Raw genomic sequence first — 23,526 nt, 5'->3', positions numbered from 1 at the left:
TCGAGGTGGGGGAACCCGTGCGGGTTCGGGGTCTGGCTGCCGCGCTGTGGACGAAGTTTGGACCTCTTCTTACGCAGGCCCGGCTTGGTGGTGGGTGCGCGTTCGCACCGTGCCGGCTGCTCATGTGGGCATGACTGTCTGACTGTCTGACAGTCTGGCGCGGTTGGGCTGGGGTCAGGCTGGTTCGCGGCGGTCCCACAGGAGCAGGCCGGTCAGGAGGAGGGTGCCGCCCAGGGCGAGCATCGACAGGGCGGTGGCGGTTTGGGCAGTGCCGGTCAGGTGGGAGGCGAGGATCCAGGCGCCTTTGATGTCGAAGACCAGGACCATCAGGCCTTGGGGGACGACCGGGATCCAGCCCAGGGTCAGCAGGGCTAGAGCGCCGAGCGTGATTTTGTGCGTACGGGCCCACTCGGTGTCCCAGGTCAAGGGGATCTGGGCTGTGGGGAGGGCGGTGGTCTGGGCTGCTGCGGCCAGGACCTCGGTGCCGCGGCGGGTCAGGCGCTCGGTGGCAGCCCAGGCTGCGGCGCGCCAAGCGGCGAAGCCGCAGAGCAGGCCTACGGCAACGGCGGGCCAGCGGGACCACGGTGGACCCCACACCGACAGGCTGAAAGCAGGGGCCGAGGTCACGACCAGCGCGAGCAGGACGAGCAGCACGCTCACGATGTCGGTGGGGTTGTCGGCGGCTGTGGGGTGGCGGGGGTCGGTTACCGGGCGTACGCGGGAAACGGATATCCACACCGGAACCGCGGACCCGGCGCCGAGGACGGCCGGGAGGACGGCAACGGCGGCGAAGACGCCGGCGGTGTTCGCGTCGGGGGTGATGAGGATGCCGAGGACGGTCAGCAGGATGCCGGCTGGTGCGACCAGGAGCAGCCACGCGAAGGCTCGGCCCAGCACCTCGGAGCGTTCGCCGCGCGGGGCGGTCAGGGGTAGCCACAGGGCGGTGCCGTCGAGGGCGACCAGGCTTGCGGCCATTGTGGCGGCCCAAAGGGCGACGAGCACGCCGGCCCAGGGGGCCAGCAGATCCACGTCGGACAGCATCGGCAAGGTGGCCAGCAGGACGCCGTAGACGAGGGCGAACGCCAGGTACTGCAAGCGAAGCGGATGGCGTATCCAGGTGTGGCGTTCGCGGCCCAGAACGCCGGCGATCGGGCCGCGGGCGAAATCTCCGGCTGAGGCGGTCGCCGCGCGGGCGGGCGAGGCGGTCACGGCGCCGGGCGAACCGGTCGCGCCGCCGGGCAAGCCGGTCGCGCCGCCGGGCGAACCGGTCGCGCCGCCGGGCGAACCGGTCGCGGCGCCGGGCGAACCGGTCACGCGGCCGGGTGCGGCGGGCGCCGGGTGGGCGGGTGAGGCGGGGGCTGGGCGGCGGGAGCGTGGGCGGGCGGCGCCGGTCAGGACGCGGCGGACCAAGGAGGCGTACGCCAGGAAGGCTGCGCCGACGAGCAGCGCCAGCGGCAGCAGCAGGATCGCCGTGGCGTCGAGCGGCCAGAAGCCGGGGGTCCAGCGCAGCACCGCCGTGACCGAGGCGGGTGGGCCGGTTATCAACAGGAGGCCGGCCCAGGGGGCTACGGCCCAGACCGAGCCCAGTACGCCCATGGCCGTGCCGGTGAGGACGCCGGTGAGCGCGGCGCCGACCGGACCGGCCGCGTTGCCGACCGCCTCGAGGGCGATGGCTGAGCCGGTCAGGCCGAGCAGCCACAGCAGCAGCGCGCCGGCCGCGGCGATCAGTGCGGGGCCGAACCCGTCGCGGGCGGCGTGGGCCGGCAACGCAGCCAGGGCGATCAGGGAGACGGCCGGGCCGATGCCGAGCGCGGACGCGACCAGCAGGGCGTACGCGGCGGGCGCGGGTGGGATCGACTCGAGGCGCAGGTGCACCGGGCGGACCCGGCCGCGGACCCCGCCCAGCAGGAGCGGCAGCACGATCCAGCCGAGCACCCAACTGCCGGTCAGGATGGACAGCGTCTCGGTGCTGGCCGACGGTCGTACGGCGTACACGATCAGCCATCCGGCCGCGAGCAGGCCGATCATCGCGGCCACGATCGGGCCGGGTTCGCGCAGGGCGCGGCGGAACATGGTCGCGCGCATCTGCGTGACCACAGAAACGGAGCGCGTCCGCGTGACCACGGCAACCGCGGGCGTCATTGGGTCAGCCAGTCGAGCGAGCCCGCACCGACGACGTCGGCGCCGACCAGTTCGACGAAGCGGTCCTCCAGGGTGCCCCCCGCCGCTACCCCGGACACCGGGCCGGCCGCGACAACCTTGCCCCGGTGTACGACTGTCACATCGTCACACATTTGCTCGACCAGCAGCATCGAGTGCGTCGACAGCACAGTGGTGCCGCCGCCGGCCACGAAGCGCTGCAGCACGCGGCGGATCGCCAGCGCCGAGACCGGGTCGACCGCCTCGAACGGCTCGTCGAGCACCAGCAGCCGCGGCGCGTGCACGAGCGCCTGGGCCAGGCCGATCTTCTTGCGGGTGCCGGTGGAGCAGTCGGCCAGCGGGGTGCCGGCCCCCTTGGTCAGGCCCAGCACCTCGATCAGTTCGGCGCTTCGGTTCTTCGCGACGGCCGGGTCGAGGCCGCGCAGACCCGCCGTGTAGCGCAGCAGTTCGGCGCCGGTCAGCCGCTCGGGCAGATCGAGTCCTTCGGGCAGCACACCCAGGAGGGCCCGGGCCGCCCGGACCTCGTGCCCGAGGAGCCGGATCGTCCCGGCATCGGGGGTGATCAGTCCGACTGTCATACCGAGCGTTGTCGACTTACCGGCCCCGTTCGGCCCGACCACCCCGTGACAGGTGCCCGTCCGTACCGTCAGATCGAGCCCGTCCACCGCCCGGAATTGCCCGAATGTCTTGACCAGACCGCGGATCTCGACCGCTGTTTCCACCCCGTGCCCCCGTTCATCCCGGTCGATGACCTTAACTGCTGACCAGTGACTTGTACGGGCGCGGTCGGGCCGACCGGGCCGCGACGCTGGTTTGTATGACAGCCGCACAACAGTTTCGTCTGACAAAGGTCAGCCCCGCCTACTGGCGCGTCACGTTCGGCAACGGCCCGGTCAACCTCATGGATCCGGACACGGTCGAGCAGCTGGCCGCCCTGATCGGTGACATCGAGACCGACCCGGACCTGACGGTCGTCGTCTTCCGCAGCGAGACGCCGGGCTACTTCATGGCCCACTGGGACTTTCTCGCCGACGGCGCCCGGGTCGCCGCGATGCCACCCGGTCCGACCGGCCTGCATCCGTACGTGGACAACTTCATCCGACTGAGCCGGGTGCCGGTGGCCACGATCGCCGAGATCCGCGGCCGCACCCGCGGCGCGGGTAGCGAGTTCGCGCTGGCCATGGACATCCGCTTCGCGTCCGAGCAGGCCGTGCTGGGCCAGTTCGAGGTCGGCGTGGGCGCGGTGCCGGGCGGCGGGGCGATGGCCCGCCTCGGCCGCTTGGTCGGTCGCGGCCGGGCCCTGGAGATCCTGCTCGGCGGCGACGACCTGGTGGCGGCGCTGGCCGCCGACTACGGGTACGTGAACCGGGTCGTGCCCGACGCCGAGCTCGCATCGTTCACCGACAGGTTCGCCCGGCGCATCGCCGCGTTCGACCGGGTGGCCGTGGCCGGCATCAAGTCCCTGGTCGACCAGGCCACCCTGCCCGCCGACGCGGAACTGGCCGCGGGCCTGAAGGCCTACTTCTCCACCGCCGGGCGCCCCCAGCACCGCCCGTTCGTGAAGTCGCTTTTCGACCGCGGCCTGCAACAGCCGGACGGCGTCGAGACCGAACTGGGAACCGCCGTCGCCCAGCGATAACCTCACGGCCCGGGTCTGACCCCGACACGTCTCGCCGCCGTGCGCACCCGGCTGATCTCCGGCGTACATTGATCTGCTTCAATGTCACCCGGAGGCAGTGAGGTGGGGACGAGCATGGATCTGGTGTTGCCGGGCGGGCGGGTGCTGAGCTGGGCCGAGTTCGGCGACCCGGCGGGGATGCCGGTGGTGTTCCTGCACGGCACCCCGGGTTCGCGCCTGAGCCGGCCGGACGAGCAGGCGCTGGGCGGCATCCGGCTGATCACGATGGATCGGCCCGGTTACGGCCGCTCCGACCCGGCGGAACGGGCGTCGCTGCTCGGCGTGGCCGACGACGTCGGGGCGCTGATGACCTCACTCGGTGTCGAGCGCTTCGGCGTGGCCGGTTTTTCCGGCGGAGCCCCGTACGCGCTGGCCTGTGGGGTTCGGCTGGCGTCCCGGCTCACCGGGGTGGCGGCGGTCGCGCTGACCGGGCCCTATCGGGAGCTGGGCACCGTGCGGGGGCGGCAGCTCTGGCAGACCTGGCGGCTGCGGTTCGTGCCGGGGGCCGGCCGCTCCTACGTGTCGCGGGCGGCCCAGTGGTACGCCGAGGACCCGCTGCAACAGCATCGGCAGGCGCTCGCCGCGGGCGACGACCCGTGGCTGCGACCGGCCGAGGACGCGCAGCGGGAGGGGGCCCGCCAGAACGCCAAGGGGCTGATCAGCGACTGGCTCGCTACCGACGTCCACTCGTGGGGGTTCAGCCTGCGCGAGGTGCCGGGCCGGGTGCTGATCTGGGCCGGCCGCCAGGACCCGGGCCGGGCTGTGCCGGACGCGCCATTGGTCGCCGACCGCCTGCCCGACGCCGAGGTGCGCATCAGCGAGGACGCGGGCCACACCCCCTCCCCCACCGACTGGCGAAAGACGCTGACCTGGTCAACGGGCGCGCAGCGGCACCAGATCGGCCAGTAGCTCCGGCAGGCCGGGTGACAGGTAGACGTGGCCCATGCCCGGCACGAGCTCGAAGCGGGCGCCCGGAATGGCGGCGGCCAGCGCCTCGCCATGGGCCGGCGCATAGATCGGGTCGACGTCGCCGTGGACCACAACCGTCGGGGCGGTGATCGTCGACAGCGGCACCTGCAGGTCCGGGCTCATCCGCTCGACGAGCCGCCCGTGGTTGCGGGCGGCCGCCGGGTCGGCCGCCCGGGCCCAGCACCGTTCCAGCATGGCCCGGGTGGCCGGTTCGTCGAACGGGCGGGCGTCCCCGTTCATCAGCCGGAACAGGGCCACGTCGGACTCGACGCCGGGCGGCCCGGCCTCGTACTGCAGGAAATGCGGAGCCGGCGGCGGCAACGGTGAGTCGGCCGGGTCGATGCCCACCGGGCTGGTCGAGAGCAGGGTCAGCGAGCGTACGCGGGCCGGCTCGTGCAATCCCAGCCACTGCGCGATCATCCCGCCCATCGACCCGCCCACGATGTGGGCCGAGTCGAGCCCGTACGCGTCGAGGACGGCCACGGCGTCGTGCCCCAGCTCGGTCAGCCCGTACGGGTCGCGGTCGAAGTCGACCGTGCTGGAGCGCCCGGTGTCGCGGTGGTCGTAGCGGATCACCTGCGCCCCGCGCTCGACCAGCCGGGCGACCAGGGCGTCGGGCATCGTGAAGCCCTGGGCCGACGCGCCCGCGATCAGCAGCACCGCGGGCCGCGAGGGCGGGCCGATGCGCTCGGTCCACAGCCGCAGCCGGCCGGAGGTGGCAAACGTCATCCGCGCAGGATAGCCCGGCCGCGCGGTTCGCGCGGCCGGGATTTTCCGGTCAGCTGACGGATATCGCGCCGCTCGACGCGCGCACACATTGGACGGAGCGCGAGGCCGTGACCGCGGCTCCGGACAAGCACTGGCCGAGGACGCCGTGCCCGGCCGCGTTCGGGTGCCACGACTCCTGGCACGTCTGGAAGTAGGTGACGCACGAGTTGGCGATCCGCTGGATGGCGATCTTGTCGCGCCCGGCCAGGTCGGTCAGGAACGTTCCGGTCGGCCCGTCCATCAGGCGGATCGGTGTGGCCAGCGCGTTCCCGGGGCTTCCCGTACGCTCGCACAGCCGGGCGCCGTCGAACGCGCGCTGCACGTTCAGATAGACCAGGTCGTCGTTCGGGAACTCAGCCCGCAGTGAGCCGTGCACCCCCGAGACCAGCGTGCCGAGCCCGCCCGAGAACAGGTGCCCGGCGGCCAGGCTGGCGCGGTGGATCGGGCACCCGGCGCGATACCGTTCGGCGCCCAGCTCGCGGAACTTGTCCCGGTCGTCGGCTCGCCCGTCCTCCTCCCACAGGCTGTTTTCGAGGTCGGTCGGCAGCGGATTCGTGTAGTCCTGGAACACCACCCGGTGCACGCCGTCCGCGTCGATCTCGTCGAGAGTGCGCAAGATTTCCCGTACGGCGGAAAGGGTTTCGGTCTGGGCCGCGCTCAACTGGGCCGCGGTGGCCAGATCGCCGGCGGCGCACGGGGCCTGCGGCACCGGCCCGCCGATGTAGGCCCAGAACTCCCACCACCCGGTCCACGCGTCGGCCACGAAGCGGTTCGCGCACTTGACCGCAACATCACCAAATGTGAACTGGCTGTTGTTGGAACCGAGCCCGACCAGCACCAGATCGATGTCGTGCGTCTGTCCGACAGCCCGCAGCTGGGCGAGTTGCGAGGCGACCGTGCGGCCCTTCTCGCGGGTGTTGGACGCGTTGGCGATGTCGCGGGGCTGGCCGCCCGAGCAGGCCAGGTTGAACCTGTCCTGAATGCCCGGCAGACTGGCCCGCAGCAGCGACGCGTTGGCCGAGCGGTGGCAGAAGAAGGCGTTGCTGTTTGCCGCCGACCAGCCCGGGAAAGCCTGGGCCTGCCCGTTCACGTCGACGACGGACTGATAGGCGCCGGCGCCCTCACCGCTGATGAAGCTGTCGCCGAGCGCGACGGCGGCGGTGGGCAGGGCGGCCTGAGCGGGGAGGGCGGGGACGGTCAGCGCGACGAGAGCGAGGGCGGCGGGCACGGCGAAACGACGCCACAGGGACAAGGCGGCCTCCAGTTCCGAATAATCTTCGGAACTCCGATCCGATCACCAACTTCGGAAGTCGTCAATGTGTCGTCGATGTTTCTTCAAGGGTTTGTGAAACTCGCCGGCGTCGCCAGGACAACAGCGGCGGCGCCACCAAGGCCAATACGACGAGGATCCACAGAGCCACGGTGAGCGGCGACGAGACCAGCGTCGACCAGTCCCCTTCGGACAGAGCCAGGGCCCGGCGCAGCTGCTGCTCGGCCAGCGGGGCCAGGATCAGCCCGACCACGGCCGGCGCCACCGGCACGCCGGCCTCGCGCATCAGCAGGCCGAGCAACCCGAGCACGGTCAGCACGATCAGGTCGGCGATCGTGCCGCCGGCCGCGAACGCGCCGAGGCAGGCGAAAACCAGAACACCGGCATAGATCCCGTACGCCGGGATGCCGAGCAGCCGCACCCAGACCTTGGCCAGCGGCAGGTTCAGCACGAGCAGCAGCACGTTGCCGATGTAGAGGCTGGCGATCAGCGCCCACACCAGGTCCCCGGACTCGCTGAAGAGCTGAGGGCCGGGCTGCAGACCGTACGACTGGAAGGCGGTGAGGATGACGGCCGCGGTGGCCGACGTGGGCAGGCCGATGGTCAGCAACGGCACGAGCACCCCGGCCGCCGCCGCGTTGTTGGCCGCCTCGGGCCCGGCCACCCCCTCGATCGCGCCGCGGCCGAACTGCTCGGGCCGCTTCGACAATCGTTTCTCGATGCTGTAGCTCAGGAACGTGGGCACGTCGGCCCCACCCGCGGGCAGGCTGCCGATCGGGAAGCCGAGCGCCGTCCCCCGCAGCCAGGCCGGCCACGACCGCCGGAAGTCCTCGCGGGAGAGCATCGGCTGGCCGCGCAACGGTTCGACCCGGCTCGCGCCGGTACCGGCGATCAGGTGGGCGAACGTCTCGCCCAGCGCGAACAACGCCACCACGACGATCACGACGTCGATGCCGTCGAACAGCGAGGGCAGGCCGAACGACAGCCGCGTCTGACCGGTCTGGGTGTCGATGCCGACCAGGCCGATGGTGGCCCCGATGACCAGGCCGGCCGCGCCCTTGAGCAGGCTCGGGCCGAGCAGCGCGCTGACCGTCACGAAGGCGACGGCCATCAGCGCCACGTATTCCGGCGGTCCGAAGTTGACGGCGATGTCGGCCACCAGCGGGGCCGCGGCGGACAGGGCGATGGTGCCGATCGTGCCGGCCACGAAGCTGCCGAGCGCGGCCGTGGCCAGGGCGGCCGCGCCACGACCGGCCCGGGCCATCTTGTTGCCTTCGAGCGCGGTCGCGACCGAGGCACTTTCGCCGGGCGTGTTCAGCAGGATCGAGGTTGTAGAACCGCCATACATTCCGCCGTAGTAGATGCCGGCGAACATGATGAGCGCGGCCGCGGGTTCGAGCCGGAACGTGACGGGCAACAGCAGGGCGACGGTCAGCGCAGGGCCGATGCCCGGCAGCACACCGACCGCGGTGCCGATGGTCACGCCGACGAACGCCCACAGCAGGTTGCCCGGGGTGAGCGCGTCCGCGAAGCCGCTGAGCAGGTCACCCATGTCAGAACCCCCACGGCCCGGTCGGCAGGGACAACCCGATGAGTACGTCGAAGACCAGGAAGACGATCACGGCCAGCGTCCACCCGTAGGCGGCCACGCGGGCCGGGTGCGGCGCCCCGAGCAGCAGGGCGGCCCCCGTGAAGAGGCCGGCGCTGCTCACCACGTACCCCATGATCGGCAGCAGCAGAGCGAACGCGACCAGGCCCGCGACCAGGGCCGCCAGGCGCCAGAGGCGCCGGTGGGGCCGTTCCGGCGTACGCAGGAAATGGCGCGACTGAAAGGCCAGAGCCCCACCGATGAGGCCCAGCAGGACGCCGAGCAGCGTGGGCGCGGCGGCCGGTCCGAGCGCCTCGTCGGAGTCCCGCAGCCGGGCCGCGTCGACCAGCACGACCACGGCAGCCACGACCATCAGCACGCCCAGCGCCCCCGCCGCCCGCGCTTCCCGGTGCGCGACCTCAGGCGTCTCCGGAAGCGGCCGCCCCTCCTCGATATCGGTCATGCCAGGCCCATCTTGACCAGCACATCCGTGACCGTGCGGCGCTCGCCGGCCAGGTACTGCTCGAACTGGTCGCCGGTCAGGGTGGCGTCCGACCAGCCACGGCGCTCCAGCGTCTCGCGCCAGGCGTCGGTGCGGGTCATCCGGACGAGCAGGTCTTCCAGCTGGCGCTCGTCGTCGGCGCTGATGCCCGGCGGCGCGACCACCCCGCGCCAGTTCGCCAGCTCCACATCGACCCCCTGCTCCTTGAGGGTGGGCACATCAGGCAGGTTGGGCAGGCGCTGCGGGCTGGAGACGGCGATCGGCCGGATGGTGCCCGCCTTGATCTGCCCCACCAGCTCGGAGACCCCCGAGACGCCCGCGGTGGCCCGCCCCGACAGCAGCGTGGACAGCGCCTCCCCACCACCGGAGTGCGCCACGTAGTTGACCTCGGCCGGATCCGCACCGACCGCGTCGGCCACCAGCCCCGCCAGAATCTGCTCGATCCCGCCGGCCGAACCACCGGCCCAGCTGACCTTGCCGACGTCGTCCTTCATGGCCGCCACCAGGTCTGACATGCCCTTCACGGGCGAATCGGCCGGCACCACGATCACCTCGTAGTCGGTGAGCAGCCGGGCCAGCGGCGTGGTCTGGTCGAGCGCCACCGGTGAGTCATTGCTCTTGATCGCCCCCACCATGACCAGGCCCATCACCATGAGCTGGGTGGCATCCCCGTCGTGGCGCACGAACTGGCTGAGCCCGATCGTCCCGCCCGCGCCGGCCACGTTGTAGACCTCGGTGCGGCCGACCTCGCCGCGCAGGGCGGCCTGCATCTCGCGCGCGGTCTGATCCCAGCCGCCGCCCGGGGCAGCCGGGGCCATCAGCCGCAGCTGGCGTCCGTTGAGGAAGCCCGCGTCGTCGTCACCACCCCACACGAGCGACGCGATGAGCAGCAGCGTTGCCACCGCAGCAGCCACGAACGGCCCCGCGGCGGCGGGTCGCCAGGTGTACCGCATCGGTCCTCACCACGCTTTCGTGACGTTCCGCCCGACACTCCCCATAGATTCAGCTACCTGGATCTTTAAGTCAATCGCCCCGCACACGACTTTCCCTCCACCCCACCGAAACAACCGCCCACCCAGCACCGCGCAACGAGCACCCCGCGACCGCCCTGAGCTGCGCAGCCGACGACGCATGATCAGCGTTAGGCGATCACCGACCTCAGTGAGCCGGGGCAGCGCGCGATGAGCAGACCGACGTCAACTGGCAATCGGCAATCGATAGGCGATGAGCGATAGGCGGCGCGCGTGCGGCCAGCCCAGCTCGTCCGCTCCGCGACACCCGAGGGCTGAACCCTGCTCAGGCCGCTGCGACGGTCGTGGAAGTTATTGACGTCGTGGCCGGCCCCAAGAGTCCGTGCGCCCCGACTGGCGGTCCGCAGTCAGCCGGAGAGGTCGACCGCTGGGCGGCAATCGGCTATCGATAGGCGATTAGCGGTTGGCGAAGGCGGACTGAGGGCCGTCCAGCTGTGTGAGGGCTGTGGGGTGCTGGGGGTGTCGTTTGGGTTCGGGGGCTCAGCGCGGCAGGATCAGGGGTGTGGGCGGGGACGGGGACTCGGCGACGCGGCTGCGGGTGACGCTGCTCGGCGCCTTGCGGGTGAGCTGCGGCGGGGCCGTGGTCGCCATTCCCGGTGCGCGGGTCCGGGCCCTGCTGGTGCGGCTCGCGCTGGCCGGTGGGCGCCCGGTCGATGCGGGCGCACTGGTCGACGCGGTCTGGATCGACGGGCGGCCGGGGGAACCGGCCAACGCGCTCCAGTCGCTGGTGTCACGGCTGCGGAAGATGCTCGGGGCGGCCGGGGCCGTGGTGCCGGTCGAGGGTGGCTACCGGCTCGATGTGAGCCCGGATGACGTCGACTCGCTTCGCTTCGAGCGGCTGGTTGCCGGCGGGCGGGAGAAGCTGCGGGTCGGTGAGCCGCAGGCCGCCGTGAGCTTGCTGGTCGAGGCCTTGGATCTCTGGCTCGGGCCCGTCGCGGCTGAGCCGGCCACGGTGGCGGCGGTGGCTCCGGCCACGGCGACCCGGCTCCGGCGGGCTTCGGTCGAGGCAGTGGCCGATCTGGCCGAGGCCGAACTCGCGCTCGGGCAGGCCGGGGACGCTGCCGCTCGGCTCACGTCTCTGTTGGCCGAGGAGCCGGTCGACGAGCGGGCGGCGGCCCTGCTCATGGACGCTCTCGCGGCTCAGGGGCGGCAGGCCGAAGCGCTCGGCGTCTACGAGTCGATCCGCGGAATCCTCGCCGACCGGCTCGGAGCCGACCCTGGAACCGCCCTCCGCGAACGCCACTTGCGCCTGCTCCGCTCCCCGAGCGACCTGGAAACCGCGATCCCGCACAGCTCCACCCCCGGCGTCACGGCCGCCGGCCGTCGGACCGGAGCCAAGCCGGCCACAGCCGGACCAGCCACACCTGCATCCGCGCCGGCCGCGGCTACGCCAGCTGCATCCGCGGCCGCCGCACCTGGACGTGTCACGTCGGCGGCAACCGCACCCGGGCCGGCCACAACCGCGGCCGCCGCTCATGGGCCGGCCACAGCTGGATCGGCCGTAACCCCGCCAACCACTGCCGGGCCCGCCGAAGTCGCTCCAGGCCGCAGCGCCGGGCCCACTGACACCGCGCCTACTACCGATCCGGCCGGACCGGCGCGGGGTGCTCCGGGTGACAGGGGCGGTGCGCTGCCGCCGAGCAATCTGCCGGCGCCGCTCACCAGTTTTGTCGGACGGGATGACGATCTGGCTCGGATCGACACGTTGCTGGCGGCCGGGCGGCTGGTCACGATCGTCGGGCCGGGTGGGGCGGGTAAGACGCGGCTGTCGATCGAGGCCGGGCGGCGCCGGCGGCACGAGTACCGCGACGGCACGTGGCTGATCGACCTGGCCGCCGTCACCGAGCCGGCCAAGGTGGGAGCGGCCCTGCTCACCGCGGTCGGGCTGCGGGGTTCCGCGCTGTTCGAGCTGTCGGCCCGGATGCAGGCCCAGAGCGCCGAACTCGACGTCCTCGTCGAGCAGCTCAGCGGCCGCGAATGCCTGCTCATCGCCGACAACTGCGAACACCTCATCGACGCCGTGGCCCATCTGCTGGCGGCCCTGCTGCCGCGCTGTCCGGGGCTGACCGTGCTGGCCACCAGCCGCGAGCCGCTGGCCGTCGACGGGGAGGCGCTGGTTCCGCTCGGGCCGTTGACTCTGCCCACTCCGGGTGACGATGTCGGGCAGGTTCGGCGTACGGCGTCGGTCCGCCTCTTCGTCGAGCGGGCGGCCGCCGTACGCCCGAAATTTGATGTTGACGAGCACACCCGGGACGACATCGTGCGGGTCGTGCGGGGCCTCGACGGGCTGCCGCTGGCGCTCGAACTGGCCGCGGCGCGGCTGCGCACCCTGTCGCTGGCCGAGCTCACGACCGGGCTGTCCGACCGGTTCCGGCTGCTCACCACCGGTCACCGCACCGCCAACCCGCGCCACCGCACGTTACGTGCCGTGATCGCCTGGAGCTGGGATCTGCTCGGCGCCGACGAACGCGTCGTGGCCGAGCGCGTCTCCGTGCTGCCCGGTGGCGTCACCTCGGCCACGGCGGCCGCGGTCTGTTCCGGCACGTCGGTCGGCCCGGCCGACATTCCGGACCTGCTCGGGGCGCTCGTCGACCGTTCGCTGCTGCAACTCGCGCCCGAACCGGGGCGTTACCGAATGTTGGAAACCCTGCGTGAGTACGGCACCGAGCGCTTGGCCGAGCAGTCCGAGCTGAACGCCGTACGGGGTCTGGCCGCTCGTCATCTGGCCGCGCTGATCGCCCGTCTCGACCCCGAGTTGCGCGGCCACCACCAGCTGCGCGCGCTGCGCGAACTCAGCGCCGAGTACGACAACGCCCTGGCCGCGCTGCGGCACCTGTGCGACGTGGGCGACGAGCGGGGCGCGGTCGGGCTCGCGATGAACCTGGCCTGGTTCTGGCAGATGTTCGGGCGGCACAACGACGCGACCTACTGGCTGGCCGAGGCGCTGGCCGTCCCGGCCGTCGGACCCTCGCTGCGCCGCGACTGTGCCGAGGCGTTCCTGCTGCTCAACCGGGTCAGCGCACGCTCGGCGATGACGCCCGAGGCCGTCGAGAAGAGCGAGGCCGAGCTGCGGGCGCTGAAGGACCGCCTGCTGAGCTATCCGGCGCTGCCCGGCCTGGCCGGCGCGCTGACCGCGCTGACCCTGTTCTTCCTGCAGGAGGACGAGGCGTCGCTGGCCGTCATCGACCGCCTGACCACGGGGTCCGACGTCTGGCTGGCCGGTCTGGCCCACTTGTTCCGGGCCCAGTTCGCCGAGAACGACGGCGACATCGAGCAGGTCGCCGTCCACGTGGCGGCCGCCCTGAAGTGTTTCGGGAACGTCGGCGACCGGTGGGGCCAGGCGACGGCACTGCCGATGCGGGCCCTGCTGCGCCAGTACGACGGCGACCCGGAGGGCGCGCTGGCCGACCTGGATCAGGCCCGCACGCTGGCCCGGCAGTTCGGGTCGCTCAACCTCAACGACGAGTTGTTCATCGACCTGCGCTGGATCGACCTGCACATGCGCCAGGGCAACGAGGATCAGGCCATCGCCATGCTGATCTCGTTGCGCGAGCGGGCGCTGAACGCGGCCGCGCCCGAGATGATCGTGCTGCTCAACGCGCTCGAGGCCGGCATGTGGGTGCGCCTGGGCGACCTGAGCCGGGCCCGCGAGCTGATCGATCTGGCCGAGGCCGAGATGGCAGCCGACCCACTGTTCGCCGGCGATCACGGACGGGCCATCGCGGGCAGCGTGCGGGCCGCCCTCGCCCTGGAACTGGGTGACCTGGCCGGCGCCCAGCGCGCCCTCACCGGCGCCTACACCGCGGCCGTGGAGAGCCGCGACAAGCCGATCCTGGCCCTGGTGGCGGTGACCGCGGCCGGTCTCGCCGAGCGCCAGGAGCACCCGTACGAGGCCGCTCGCCTGCTCGGTGCGGCCGCCCGCCTGCGCGGCGCCCACGACCGCAGCGACCCGAACATCCGCACCCTGACCGCCAAGACCCGGGCCGCACTGGGCGAGGAGGGCTTCGCCCGGGCGTACGGGACGGGTTTCGACCTGGACGGCAAGAGCGCCACCGTCCAGGTCGATCCGGCTCGCCTGATGGAGCTGCCCGAGGGTCAGGCCCGCCGGGCGTAGGCGCGCAGGGCCAGCGGCACGAAGACCACCAGCAGGCCGGCCATCCAGGCCAGGGTGACCGTCAGGTTGTGGGCCACCGGGCCGCCGATCAGCAGGCCGCGGATGGTCGAGACCAGCGGGGTGATCGGGTTGACCGACACGAAGGCCTGCAGCCAGCCGGGCAGCGTGCTGGTCTGCACGAAGACGTTGCTGCCGAAGGACAGTGGGAAGATCAGCAGGAACATCACTCCCTGTACGGCGCCCGGGGTGCGGACCAGCATGCCGACCCAGACCGAGATCCAGCAGAAGCACAGGCCGAAGCCGATGGACAACGCCACCGCGGCCACCGTCGGCACGAAGCCGGTCTCGACCCGGAAGCCCATCAGCGTGCCGAAGCCCAGCATGAACACGCAGACCGTCAGGTAGCGCACGATGTCGGCCGAGACCGCGCCGACCAGGGGCGCCGACCGGGCCACGGGCAGCGAGCGGAAGCGGTCGAAGACACCCTTCTCGATGTCGGCGTTCAGGTTCTGGCCGAGCGCGATGCCGCCCAGCGCCAGCGACTGGGCCAGCAGACCGGGCAGCAGGAACTGCAGGTACGCGCCGCGGTCGCCGGCCCCGATGGCCCCGCCGAACAGGTAGGTGAACAGCAGCAGGAAGATCACTGGCTGCACGGTCACGTCGATCAGCGCTTCGGGCGTACGCAATGTCTTGATCAGACTGCGCCGGGCCAGCGCCACGCTGTGGCGCACTAATGCCGCTAGCGCGCCGCCGCGTGGACGGTCGATGTCGCCGGTGAAGCCGCGGGTGGGTACGTCGAGGGTGGTCATACGAGCTCGTTCTCCTTGGTCGACGCGGCGGGCGCGGGGGTGCCCTCGGTGAGGGCGTGGAACACCTCGTCAAGGCTGGGCAGGTGCAGGCCGAAGTCGATGACCTCGACGCCGGCCCGGCGCAGCGCCGGCACAGCCTCGTCGAGGGCCAGGTCGCTGGTCACGGGCACGCTGACGGCGCCGGGGCGGGCGCCCGCGGCCGTCTCGGCCGACGCGCTGGTGCCGGGGGCGGCCACCGCGTCCAGCACGCGCAGCGTGTCGGGCACCTTGGCCGGGTCGGCCGGGCGGACGCTCAGGGTGAGGCCACCGACGCGGCGCTTGAGCCCGTCGGGGGTGTCGTGGGCGATCACCTTGCCGTGGTTGATCACCACGATCTCGTCGGCCAGCGCGTCGGCCTCCTCGAGGTACTGCGTCGTGAGCAGCACGCTCGAGCCCTGCGTGACCTGGGTGCGCACGACGCCCCACATGTCCTCGCGCTTGGCCGGGTCGAGGCCGGTCGTCGGCTCGTCCAGGAAAATCACCTCGGGGTGGCCGACGAGGCTGGCCGCGAGGTCGAGACGGCGCCGCATGCCGCCGGAATAGGTCTTGGCCATCCGGCCCGCGGCCTCGGTCAGGTCGAACCACTCGAGCAGTTCGGCCGCCCGCTTCTTGGCGTCACGGGTCGTCAGGTCGAGCAGCCGGCCGATCAGCACCAGGTTCTGGGTGCCGGTCAGATCCTCGTCGACGCTGGCGTACTGGCCGGTCAGGCCGATCCGCCGGCGGACCCGGGCCGGCTCCTTGAGCACGTCGATGCCGGCCACCTCGGCCCGGCCCTCGTCCGGCCGCAGCAGCGTGGCCAGCACACGCACGGCCGTGGTCTTGCCGGCGCCGTTCGGCCCGAGCACGCCGAGCACCGTGCCCCGGCGCATCGCGAGGTCCACCCCGTCGAGTGCCTGGGTCTTTCCGAAGCGCTTGCGGAGTCCCTCCGCGCGCACCACGAGGTCACTCATGTCACTTTCCTCCCGTCGCGAGCAACGCCGTATGGCGCCCGCTCTCGACGAGAAGGCTCCCGCGAGGGGCTGACATTCCGCGCACATATCGCTGACACAGCGGTGTCAGCGGCGGCGGTGGATCCCCTTGCGCGGCCTCAGGCTCCACACGAGAAGCGCCCCGACCAGCAGAACCAGGGGTATCGCGGCGATCCAGAGAAGTGGCGGTGTGGGCTCGCTCACCTGTTTCTGCGGAGCGGCGACCTTCGTCGGCGCGGGACGAGTCTTGGACGGCGTCGGCTTGGGCTTCAGGTCGGCCCCGACGACCGAGAGGATCCAGGGCGCGATCGCGTCGACCCGGGTCGAGGTATCGGCGCCGCTGTGCGGGCAGCGCGGGCCCCGGCTGACCACGGCGACCACCACGGCCGGCTTGGCGTCGGTGAAGTACGGGCCGCCCGAGTCGTGCGGGCACGCGCTGGTGGTCCGGCGCGGGGCGATGCCCTCGACGCCCAGCTCGATCTTGCGCACCGAGGTGACCTCGAACTGGCCGGTCTGCAGCCGCGAGGCCGTCTTCTTGGCGGTGCCACTGGTCAGGCCGAACCCGGCCAGCCGCAGCTTCTGACCGTCGGTGGGCTTCTTGCGGTTGAGCTTGAGCGGGGTGATGGCGGTGATCGCCTTGTCGAGCCGGGCCAGCGCCACGTCGGCGTCCCCGTGCTGGCGCACCTCGACGACGTTGGCCGTGAACCCGGCCTTGCCCTTGAGGTCGGCCCGGCCGATGGTGGCGATCGTTTTGTCGGCCACCGTGCGCGAGACGCGCTTGTCGTTCTCGTCCTTGAAGCAGTGGCCCGCGGTCAGCACCCAGTGCGGCGAGATCAGCCCGCCCGAGCACGAGCTGTTCCGCTTGCTCCCGTCGGCGGTCGGGATGCCGATGTCGTCGATCTTGACCGCGAACTCGTACTTTCCGTCGGGCACGCCGTCACCGTCGGCGATCGCGTGGGCCGGCGTGCTCACCGCCCCGGCGACCACGGTGGCGGTCAGCGCGACGAGGAACTTCGAAAGCGACTTCATCGGGGACGACAATAGAGGCAAGCCGCCAATTACGGACCGCATCCCCGGGGACACAGGTCCCCGGGGAACACCGGCGTCAGGACTGCAGCCACTCCAGCAGGTCGTTGTTGATCGTGTCGGCGTTGGTCGTCGGCATGCCGTGCGGGAAGCCCTCGTACGACTTCAGCGTGCCGTTCTTCACCAGCTTCACCGACAGCGGAGCGGCGTCCGCGTAGGGCACGATCTGGTCGTCGGTGCCGTGCATGACCAGAACCGGCACGGTGATTTTCTTGAGGTCCTCGGTGAAGTCGGTCTCCGAGAACGCGACGATGCCGTCGTAGTGGGCCTTGGCGCCGCCCATCATGCCCTGCCGCCACCAGTTCTGGATGACCGCCTCGGACGGCTCGGCGCCCTCCCGGTTGTAGCCGTAGAACGGGTTGGCCGCGAATTCCCGGTAGAAGCCCGCCCGGTTCGCGGCCAGCTGCTGCTGCAGCCCCTCGAAGACGCTCTTGGGCAGGCCGCCCGGGTTGGCCTCGGTCTGCAGCATGAGGGGCGGTACCGCGCTGATCAGCACGGCCCGGGCCACCCGTTCCTCGCCGTGGCGGGCGATGTAGTGCGCGACCTCGCCGCCGCCGGTCGAGTGGCCGACGTGGATCGCGTCGCGCAGGTCGAGGTGGTCCACGACGGCCTTGAGGTCGTCGGCGTAGTGGTCCATGTCGTGACCGTCACTGACCTGAGTGGACCGGCCGTGCCCGCGGCGGTCGGCCGCGACCACCCGGTAGCCCTTGCTCAGGAAGAAAAGCATTTGGGTGTCCCAGTCGTCGGCCGACAGCGGCCACCCGTGGCTGAAGACGATGGGCTGCCCCGAGCCCCAGTCCTTGTAGAAGATCTCGACGCCGTCGGAAGTGGTTACGTAACCCATGCCGGTCTCCGCTCAGTCTCTGCTGGGAGTGCTCCCAGCGGCCAAGCTATGCCCGGTGAGGTGGTCTTCGACAGCACTTCGTGATGAACGACAACTTTCCTTCTGCCTGTCACGAAAAGGCCCGGCGCCCCCTCGGAGCGCCGGGCCGCGGAGCGTCAGGCCTTCCAGAAGACGTAGATCGCGCCGTACTTGACGGCCTTGGTCGCGCCGTCGGTGCACGCGCCGGCCGGGGCGGTGCCGCCCGAGGTGAGCAGGCGGCTGATGTGGGTCGAGGTGCCCAGGACGCCGCTGCCGGACTTCTCGGTGACCTCGAGCAGCAGCTCGGGGATCGTGCCGGCGCGCGGGCTCTCGGCCACCTTCTTGGCCTTGACCAGCGAGTTGTCGCGGGTCGACTGCCAGCTCGGGCCGCCGAAGTGGTGGACGCGGCCGCCGGTGCCGATCAGCTGGGCCTCGGGCACGGACGCGCCGGTGAAGACCCCGCCGGTGCAGGTGTAGGTCTGGGTGCCGGAGGCGACGAAGTAGGCGCCGGTCGGCTTGGCCCCCTTCGGCGGCTTGATCGCGGCCGGGATGCCCGGGATCGACACGGCGCGGGCATCGGGCCCGACGGCGGCCGGCGCGACGGCGGCCTGCTCGGCGGCCGAGGCGTTGAAGGTCACGGCGCCGACGGTGGCGACCACGGCCGCCATCCCCACCCCGGCGGCGGCGCGGACCCGGGAACGCTTCGTGTTGAGCATGGAAACTCCTCGTTTGGGGGCGTGAGCGTCGCCCCGTCGACGGGAGACACGGTTCCCGGACGCGTGCAGATTTATATCGGTGTCGATGTTGCCCGTTCATCCACGGTGGATGGTACGAATGGCCGACCCTACTATTAAGTAACCATTTGCAACGGCATTTCCGCGGCTAAGAATGCATTCTGCGGCGGATAATTAGACAAACGTCGAAGGCCCGCGGCTGGTGAGCCACGGGCCTTTCGACTGGTGCCGCCGGGTCAGGACTTGAAGGCGTCCTTGACGTTCTCCACGGCCTGCTTGATCTTCGAGCTGCTCTGGTCGGCCTTACCCTCGGCCTCGAGCTGCTCGTCGTCCGTGGCGCGGCCGACGCCCTCCTTGACCTTGCCGCCGAACTCCTCGGCCTTGTTGTCGACCTTGTCATCGAATGCCATGACAGCCTCCACATCGTCGTGCCAACGACTGTGGAGTACCCCCACTTGTCCCTCGGCAATCATTTTTCCTGCGACACCTCGGTGGGCCGGGCGTCGGTCTGCGGGTGGCGCAGGCCGGGGTGGCCGGCGGGCAGGGTGCGGCGGATGACCCACCAGCTCACAGCCAGACAGGCGGCGACCAGGGGCCAGGTCAGGGCGATCCGGGCCACGCCGAGCGCGACGACCTGACCCGCGGCGTAGAGGGGCAGGAAGACGGCCAGCCGGATCAGGTACTGCAGCACCCAGAACCAGCTGGCCAGGCTGTACGAGCGGAGCAGGGCCGGGTCGCGGCGCCAGCGGGTCTTCTGGCCCAGCACGGCCCCGACGATCAGGCCCAGCAGCGGCCAGCGGATCACGATGCTGACTGCCCAGGCCAGCGCGCTGGCCGCGTTGCTCAGCAGCTGGATCAGGAAGAAGTCCTCGGCCCGGCCGGTGCGCAGGGCGATCAGCGCGGCCACGCACACGGCGAGCAGGCCGATCAGCACCGCGCGGGGCTTCTCGCCGCGGCGCAGGCGCCAGATCGAGATGGCGATCGCGCACACGACCGCCACGGCGGCGCCGGCCCAGATCGACTGGCCGGTGGCCAGCCAGCCGACGACGAAACCAACCGCCGGCACCGTGGCGTCGACCGCGGCCCGCCGCCCGTTGAGCAGCTGCGACAGCGACTCCGGCTGCGTCATCCCCCACACCCCGTCCGCTCGGCGGCTCGACAGTTAGGAAAGCCTAACCGCAGCCGGAGCGGGCCCTCACTCCAGGTGGAACGTCGCGTCGCTGCGGCTCACGGCGTCCGGCGCGGTCTCGAGCCGGAGCAGATAGTTGACGTGACGCAGATAACGGCCCGGGAAGTTGGTCGACTCGAAAGAGACACCGGCCGAGTCGGCCAGCCCGGTGCGGCGCTGGAAGCTGGCGTCGGCCTTGAACAGGGCGGAGCCGTCGGAGCGGTCGACCCAGGCCTCGTTGTTGCGGTGGCGCAGGTAGTAGCCGGGATAGTTGGTCGATTCGAGCGACACCGATCCGCCGCCGGCCAGACCGGGGACGATCCGGAACTGCGAGTCGGCGAGCGCGGTCACGTTCGGGTCGAGTCGGGCCCGGAACTCCCAGTGACGCAGGTAACGGTCGGCGAAGTTGTGCGACCGCAGGCGTACGGGATGAAGGCCGTCGGGAATCGGGATGCCGAAGTTCGGGGTGCCGTCGTTGTTCCAATAGAACTTCTGCACGCGAGTGCGGCGGTTCGGGTCGTTGAGCGGGTCGCCGCTGATGTCCCGGTAATTGCGGTCGTGATAGACGATCAGGTCGCTCTGCCCGTCCTCCGAGACGGTGAACGAATTGTGTCCGGGACCGTACTGTCCGGTAGCCGCATTGCTGACGAAAACCGGGTTCGGGTTCTTCGTCCACGACGAGGCGCTGAGCAGATTCGCGGTGGCCGAGGCGGTGAGCAGCCCGAGGCAATAGTTGGCGTCGGTGGCACTGGCCGAATACGTCATGAATACGCGGCCGTTACGCACGATCACGGCCGGGCCCTCGTTCACCGCGTACCCCCGGGTCTCCCAAGCCAGCGTCGGCACGGCCAGGCGAACGGGAGTGCCCGTGATCGTCCACGGGTTGCTCATCCGCGCCAGATAGAGGTTGGAGTTGGTCGAGATACCCGGCTCCTGCTGCGCCCAGGCCAGATAACGGACGCCGTTGTGCACGAACGTCGTCTCGTCGAGCGAGAACGTGTCCCAGGCCGTGACGATCCGCCCGCGTTCGGTCCAGGCGCCGGTCAGCGGGTTGGCCGAAGAGCTTTCCAGTACGTACATCCGGATGCGGAACCGGTCGTCCGCGCGCCCGGCCGTGAAGTAGACGTACCACTTGCCGTCGATGAAGTGAATCTCCGGCGCCCAGATATTGGCGCTCATCTCGCCACTCGCGTGTTTACGCCAGATCACCGTTTCGCTCGCGGACGCCAGGCCCTGCACGGTCGTGGCCCGGCGCAGCACGATCCGGTCGTACTCGGGAACGGTCGCGGTCATGTAGTAGTAGCCGTCGGTGTGCTTCCACACGTGGGTGTCGGCCCGCTGATTGGCGATCGGATTGGTGTACCCGACCGGCGGCGCAGCCATCGCGGGCGTCGCGGGCGCCACCGTCGCCAGCAGGATGACCGCGGCGAGCAGAGTCAGAACACGTCTCATCGTCGGCTTGACCCCTCTGATTGATGGCTGCCTACCCAGTTCACCGTAGTGTTAACGATAACAATTTGCCCGTCAAGCGGTTGCCGTGCGCCACGGCAGGTTCTAGCATCTCGGCACACATACATTGACGTCCTTCGACGCTTGATGCCACCGTCGAAGCGCTTCGATTGGGCGTCCGGAACAGAGGGGACACCATGCGCAGACGTGTTCTTGCGCTATCCACGGCCGTGGCCGTCGTCGCGGGAGGGGCGGCCGTCCTCACCGCCCTCCCCGCGTCGGCGGCGGCCGGGTGCCGGGTCGCCTACGCGGTCAGCAGTTCATGGCCGGGCGGGTTCGGGGCCAACGTGACGATCACCAACCTCGGGGACCCGCTGTCCTCGTGGACGCTGGTGTGGTCGTACGCCAACGGTCAGACCATCACACAATCGTGGAACGCCGCCGTGAGTCAGAGCGGCTCGACGGTGACGGCCCGCAACGCCGGCTACAACGGGGCGATCAGCACCAACGGAACCGTGTCGTTCGGCTTCAACGGCTCCGCGAGCAGCACCAACAGCGTGCCGACGGCGTTCACGCTCAACGGCACGGCCTGCACCGGCGCCACCACGACCAACCCGCCGGCGACACCGACCACTCCCCCGCCCGCGGGCGGCAACGGCGTGCCGTCCGACGCGGCCTGGGTCGACTCGGGCCAGTGGGCGTCGTGGACCAACAACGGGTACACGCTCTACAACAACATCTGGGGCGGCGGCGCCGGGTCGCAGACGATCTGGGCCCGCAGCGGCACCAACTTCGGTGTCGTGGCCAACCATCCGCGGACCAGCGGCGTGAAGTCGTACCTGAACACCGGCAAGACGCTCAACCGGACGCTCAGCTCGCTGTCATCGGTGACCAGCTCGTTCAACGTGTCGGTGCCGGCCGACGGCGACTACGCCACCACGTACGACATCTGGGCCGACAACCACGCGTACGAAGTGATGATCTGGACCAACCAGCACGGCGCGGTCGGCCCGATCGCCGAACAGTACGACGCCAACGGGGCCGTGCCGAACGTCCGCAACCTCTCGGTCGGCGGTCACACCTGGAACGTGTACCGCGGCTCGAACGGCGCCAACGCGGTCTTCTCGTTCATCCGCACGAACACCAACTCGGGCACGATCGACCTGCTGGCCATCATGAACTGGCTGCGCACCAACAACTGGTGGGGCAACGTGACCGTGGGCGAACTCCAGTTCGGCTTCGAGATCACCGGCACGGCCGGCCAGTCCAACTTCACCACCAACAGCTTCTCCCTGAACTACAGCTGACCCAAGCCAAGACGGCGGTGACGACTCCCACCAGGAGCCGTCACCGCCGCAGCCCGTGTGCCGCCAGACCACTCGACACAGCCGGCGAATACCGACTCGTCGGCGGCGCACCGCACCTCCGGCCCGACGCCGACGTTTCGCGCCATCTCGGCCGGGCATCGGCGCCGGTTGTCCACGGCCTCGACCGCCCGCCGCGTCCCGACCCCAACACCGCCGCGCCCCGACGCCACCGCGCATCCCAGGCCCAGCACCGCGCATCCCAGGCCCAGCACCGCGCAACCCGGGCCAGCACCGCGCATCCCAGGCCCAGCACCGCGCATCCCAGGCCCAGCACCGCGCAACCCGGGCCAACACGCGCATCCCAGGCCCAGCACCGCGCATCCCAGGCCCAGCACCGCGCATCCCAGGCCCAGCACCGCGCAACCCGGGCCAACACCGCGCAACCCGGGCCAGCACCGCGCAACCCGGGCCAGCACCGCGCAACCCGGGCCAGCACCGCGCATCCCGGGCCCAGCACCGGGGTGGGCCTCGACCCCAACACCGCCACGCCTCTCGACCTCAACGTCGCGTGCCGGCCCCAGCACCGCCACGCGCCCCGACCCGAACCTCACCGCACGTCCCGGCCCCACGCCGCTGCACGGCCCTGCCCCAAACCCCACCTCACGGCCCGGCCCCAACGCCGCCGCGCGCCCGCAACCCACCGCGCGCTCCGACCCCCGCGCCGCCGCACGTCTCGACCCCACCGCATGTCCCGACCCCAATCCCACCGCACGGCTCGAACCACGCCACCGCACGGCCCGACACCACGCCACCGCACGGCCCGACACCACGCCACCGCACGGCCCCCCGTCTCCAGCGTCGCCGCGCGTGTGAACGCCGTGGCCGAGTAAGGCGCGGGTGGCGGCGTACTGCAGAGGGCTGGAAGGCCCGATGGGAGGCCGGGGACTGCTCGCGCGCTTGGGTCGCATACCGCCGGACGGCCCGCGTGCGTGAAGCCGTCCGCCGCCTCGGCGGCGTCTGGCCG

General features: G+C 71.2%; 19 protein-coding genes. 4 read left to right on the top strand and 15 right to left on the bottom strand.

The window, feature by feature from the left end; genetic code table 11:
- Nucleotides 1-174 precede the first annotated feature (174 nt).
- Both M1L60_RS07790 and M1L60_RS07785 read right to left on the bottom strand, forming a co-directional pair.
- Nucleotides 175-2,085 (bottom strand): hypothetical protein, encoded by a 1,911-nt coding sequence (locus M1L60_RS07790; RefSeq protein ID WP_253236633.1) that lies wholly within the window; start codon nucleotides 2,083-2,085, stop codon nucleotides 175-177.
- Nucleotides 2,086-2,138: 53 nt separating this feature from the next.
- On the bottom strand, nucleotides 2,139-2,882 hold the full coding sequence (locus M1L60_RS07785) for an ABC transporter ATP-binding protein (protein ID WP_253236632.1): 744 nt from the start codon (nucleotides 2,880-2,882) through the stop codon (nucleotides 2,139-2,141).
- 95 nt (nucleotides 2,883-2,977) lie between these two features.
- Between M1L60_RS07785 and M1L60_RS07780 the strand changes: the two genes are divergently transcribed.
- Nucleotides 2,978-3,799 carry an enoyl-CoA hydratase/isomerase family protein gene (locus M1L60_RS07780; RefSeq protein ID WP_253236631.1) on the top strand — a complete coding sequence of 274 codons (822 nt, stop codon included), beginning with the start codon at nucleotides 2,978-2,980 and terminating at the stop codon, nucleotides 3,797-3,799.
- A gap of 114 nt (nucleotides 3,800-3,913) precedes the next feature.
- On the top strand, nucleotides 3,914-4,747 hold the full coding sequence (locus M1L60_RS07775; RefSeq protein ID WP_253236630.1) for an alpha/beta fold hydrolase: 834 nt from the start codon (nucleotides 3,914-3,916) through the stop codon (nucleotides 4,745-4,747).
- Here the strand turns inward: M1L60_RS07775 and M1L60_RS07770 are convergent.
- The 5 genes from M1L60_RS07770 to M1L60_RS07750 all read right to left on the bottom strand — a co-directional run bounded on the left by M1L60_RS07770 (nucleotide 4,712) and on the right by M1L60_RS07750 (nucleotide 9,888).
- Nucleotides 4,712-5,536, bottom strand: coding sequence for an alpha/beta fold hydrolase (locus M1L60_RS07770; RefSeq protein WP_253236629.1), 825 nt, complete (start codon nucleotides 5,534-5,536; stop codon nucleotides 4,712-4,714). The two genes, M1L60_RS07775 and M1L60_RS07770, sit on opposite strands and share 36 nt — an antisense overlap.
- A 49-nt stretch (nucleotides 5,537-5,585) precedes the next feature.
- Complete coding sequence (locus M1L60_RS07765) at nucleotides 5,586-6,827, bottom strand: SGNH/GDSL hydrolase family protein (RefSeq protein WP_253236628.1); 1,242 nt, start codon at nucleotides 6,825-6,827, stop codon at nucleotides 5,586-5,588.
- A gap of 61 nt (nucleotides 6,828-6,888) precedes the next feature.
- On the bottom strand, nucleotides 6,889-8,397 hold the full coding sequence (locus M1L60_RS07760; protein WP_253236627.1) for a tripartite tricarboxylate transporter permease: 1,509 nt from the start codon (nucleotides 8,395-8,397) through the stop codon (nucleotides 6,889-6,891).
- Between the two features lies 1 nt (nucleotide 8,398).
- Complete coding sequence (locus tag M1L60_RS07755; RefSeq protein WP_253236626.1) at nucleotides 8,399-8,896, bottom strand: tripartite tricarboxylate transporter TctB family protein; 498 nt, start codon at nucleotides 8,894-8,896, stop codon at nucleotides 8,399-8,401.
- Nucleotides 8,893-9,888: a Bug family tripartite tricarboxylate transporter substrate binding protein gene (locus M1L60_RS07750; protein ID WP_253236625.1), complete on the bottom strand. Its 996-nt coding sequence runs from the start codon at nucleotides 9,886-9,888 to the stop codon at nucleotides 8,893-8,895. Before M1L60_RS07750 ends, M1L60_RS07755 begins: the two co-directional genes overlap by 4 nt.
- A gap of 580 nt (nucleotides 9,889-10,468) precedes the next feature.
- On the opposite strand from M1L60_RS07750, the gene M1L60_RS07745 reads away from it, so the two are divergent.
- Nucleotides 10,469-14,080, top strand: coding sequence for an AfsR/SARP family transcriptional regulator (locus tag M1L60_RS07745; protein WP_253236624.1), 3,612 nt, complete (start codon nucleotides 10,469-10,471; stop codon nucleotides 14,078-14,080).
- On the opposite strand, the gene M1L60_RS07740 is transcribed toward M1L60_RS07745, so the two are convergent.
- The 8 genes from M1L60_RS07740 to M1L60_RS07705 all read right to left on the bottom strand — a co-directional run bounded on the left by M1L60_RS07740 (nucleotide 14,062) and on the right by M1L60_RS07705 (nucleotide 21,198).
- Complete coding sequence (locus tag M1L60_RS07740; RefSeq protein WP_253236623.1) at nucleotides 14,062-14,889, bottom strand: ABC transporter permease; 828 nt, start codon at nucleotides 14,887-14,889, stop codon at nucleotides 14,062-14,064. The two genes, M1L60_RS07745 and M1L60_RS07740, sit on opposite strands and share 19 nt — an antisense overlap.
- Nucleotides 14,886-15,878, bottom strand: coding sequence for an ATP-binding cassette domain-containing protein (locus M1L60_RS07735; protein ID WP_253236622.1), 993 nt, complete (start codon nucleotides 15,876-15,878; stop codon nucleotides 14,886-14,888). The genes M1L60_RS07740 and M1L60_RS07735 overlap by 4 nt, the downstream gene beginning before the upstream one ends.
- A 105-nt stretch (nucleotides 15,879-15,983) precedes the next feature.
- Nucleotides 15,984-16,925 carry a S1 family peptidase gene (locus M1L60_RS07730; RefSeq protein ID WP_253236621.1) on the bottom strand — a complete coding sequence of 314 codons (942 nt, stop codon included), beginning with the start codon at nucleotides 16,923-16,925 and terminating at the stop codon, nucleotides 15,984-15,986.
- 76 nt (nucleotides 16,926-17,001) lie between these two features.
- On the bottom strand, nucleotides 17,002-17,826 hold the full coding sequence (locus M1L60_RS07725; protein ID WP_253236620.1) for an alpha/beta fold hydrolase: 825 nt from the start codon (nucleotides 17,824-17,826) through the stop codon (nucleotides 17,002-17,004).
- 155 nt (nucleotides 17,827-17,981) lie between these two features.
- Entirely contained in the window at nucleotides 17,982-18,560 is a 579-nt protein-coding gene (locus tag M1L60_RS07720; RefSeq protein WP_253236619.1) for a DUF3455 domain-containing protein, read from the bottom strand.
- Between the two features lie 254 nt (nucleotides 18,561-18,814).
- A complete protein-coding gene (locus tag M1L60_RS07715) occupies nucleotides 18,815-18,988 on the bottom strand; it encodes a CsbD family protein (RefSeq protein WP_253236618.1) in 174 nt (57 codons plus the stop codon).
- A 59-nt stretch (nucleotides 18,989-19,047) separates the two neighbouring features.
- Nucleotides 19,048-19,707, bottom strand: a complete 660-nt coding sequence (locus M1L60_RS07710) for a DUF3159 domain-containing protein (RefSeq protein WP_253236617.1) — start codon at nucleotides 19,705-19,707, stop codon at nucleotides 19,048-19,050.
- Nucleotides 19,708-19,773: 66 nt separating this feature from the next.
- Complete coding sequence (locus M1L60_RS07705) at nucleotides 19,774-21,198, bottom strand: family 43 glycosylhydrolase (protein ID WP_253236616.1); 1,425 nt, start codon at nucleotides 21,196-21,198, stop codon at nucleotides 19,774-19,776.
- Between the two features lie 194 nt (nucleotides 21,199-21,392).
- On the opposite strand from M1L60_RS07705, the gene M1L60_RS07700 reads away from it, so the two are divergent.
- Complete coding sequence (locus M1L60_RS07700) at nucleotides 21,393-22,502, top strand: glycoside hydrolase family 12 protein (protein ID WP_253236615.1); 1,110 nt, start codon at nucleotides 21,393-21,395, stop codon at nucleotides 22,500-22,502.
- Nucleotides 22,503-23,526: the final 1,024 nt, after the last annotated feature.

It is taken from the genome of Paractinoplanes aksuensis (assembly GCF_024137025.1).
GTDB classification, from domain to species: domain Bacteria; phylum Actinomycetota; class Actinomycetes; order Mycobacteriales; family Micromonosporaceae; genus Actinoplanes; species Actinoplanes aksuensis.
Note: the sequence above shows the minus strand (reverse complement) of the source record. Positions and strands in the feature narration are given on the sequence as shown.

What these genes read in the sequence shown, in the direction of transcription:
- M1L60_RS07790 (WP_253236633.1), bottom strand. Translation starts at nt 2,085, where the DNA reads ATGCGCGCGACCATGTTCCGCCGCGCCCTGCGCGAACCCGGCCCGATC.
- M1L60_RS07780 (WP_253236631.1), top strand. Translation starts at nt 2,978, where the DNA reads ATGACAGCCGCACAACAGTTTCGTCTGACAAAGGTCAGCCCCGCCTAC.
- M1L60_RS07775 (WP_253236630.1), top strand. Translation starts at nt 3,914, where the DNA reads ATGGATCTGGTGTTGCCGGGCGGGCGGGTGCTGAGCTGGGCCGAGTTC.
- M1L60_RS07770 (WP_253236629.1), bottom strand. Translation starts at nt 5,536, where the DNA reads ATGACGTTTGCCACCTCCGGCCGGCTGCGGCTGTGGACCGAGCGCATC.
- M1L60_RS07760 (WP_253236627.1), bottom strand. Translation starts at nt 8,397, where the DNA reads ATGGGTGACCTGCTCAGCGGCTTCGCGGACGCGCTCACCCCGGGCAAC.
- M1L60_RS07755 (WP_253236626.1), bottom strand. Translation starts at nt 8,896, where the DNA reads ATGACCGATATCGAGGAGGGGCGGCCGCTTCCGGAGACGCCTGAGGTC.
- M1L60_RS07750 (WP_253236625.1), bottom strand. Translation starts at nt 9,888, where the DNA reads ATGCGGTACACCTGGCGACCCGCCGCCGCGGGGCCGTTCGTGGCTGCT.
- M1L60_RS07740 (WP_253236623.1), bottom strand. Translation starts at nt 14,889, where the DNA reads ATGACCACCCTCGACGTACCCACCCGCGGCTTCACCGGCGACATCGAC.
- M1L60_RS07735 (WP_253236622.1), bottom strand. Translation starts at nt 15,878, where the DNA reads ATGAGTGACCTCGTGGTGCGCGCGGAGGGACTCCGCAAGCGCTTCGGA.
- M1L60_RS07730 (WP_253236621.1), bottom strand. Translation starts at nt 16,925, where the DNA reads ATGAAGTCGCTTTCGAAGTTCCTCGTCGCGCTGACCGCCACCGTGGTC.
- M1L60_RS07725 (WP_253236620.1), bottom strand. Translation starts at nt 17,826, where the DNA reads ATGGGTTACGTAACCACTTCCGACGGCGTCGAGATCTTCTACAAGGAC.
- M1L60_RS07720 (WP_253236619.1), bottom strand. Translation starts at nt 18,560, where the DNA reads ATGCTCAACACGAAGCGTTCCCGGGTCCGCGCCGCCGCCGGGGTGGGG.
- M1L60_RS07715 (WP_253236618.1), bottom strand. Translation starts at nt 18,988, where the DNA reads ATGGCATTCGATGACAAGGTCGACAACAAGGCCGAGGAGTTCGGCGGC.
- M1L60_RS07710 (WP_253236617.1), bottom strand. Translation starts at nt 19,707, where the DNA reads ATGACGCAGCCGGAGTCGCTGTCGCAGCTGCTCAACGGGCGGCGGGCC.
- M1L60_RS07705 (WP_253236616.1), bottom strand. Translation starts at nt 21,198, where the DNA reads ATGAGACGTGTTCTGACTCTGCTCGCCGCGGTCATCCTGCTGGCGACG.
- M1L60_RS07700 (WP_253236615.1), top strand. Translation starts at nt 21,393, where the DNA reads ATGCGCAGACGTGTTCTTGCGCTATCCACGGCCGTGGCCGTCGTCGCG.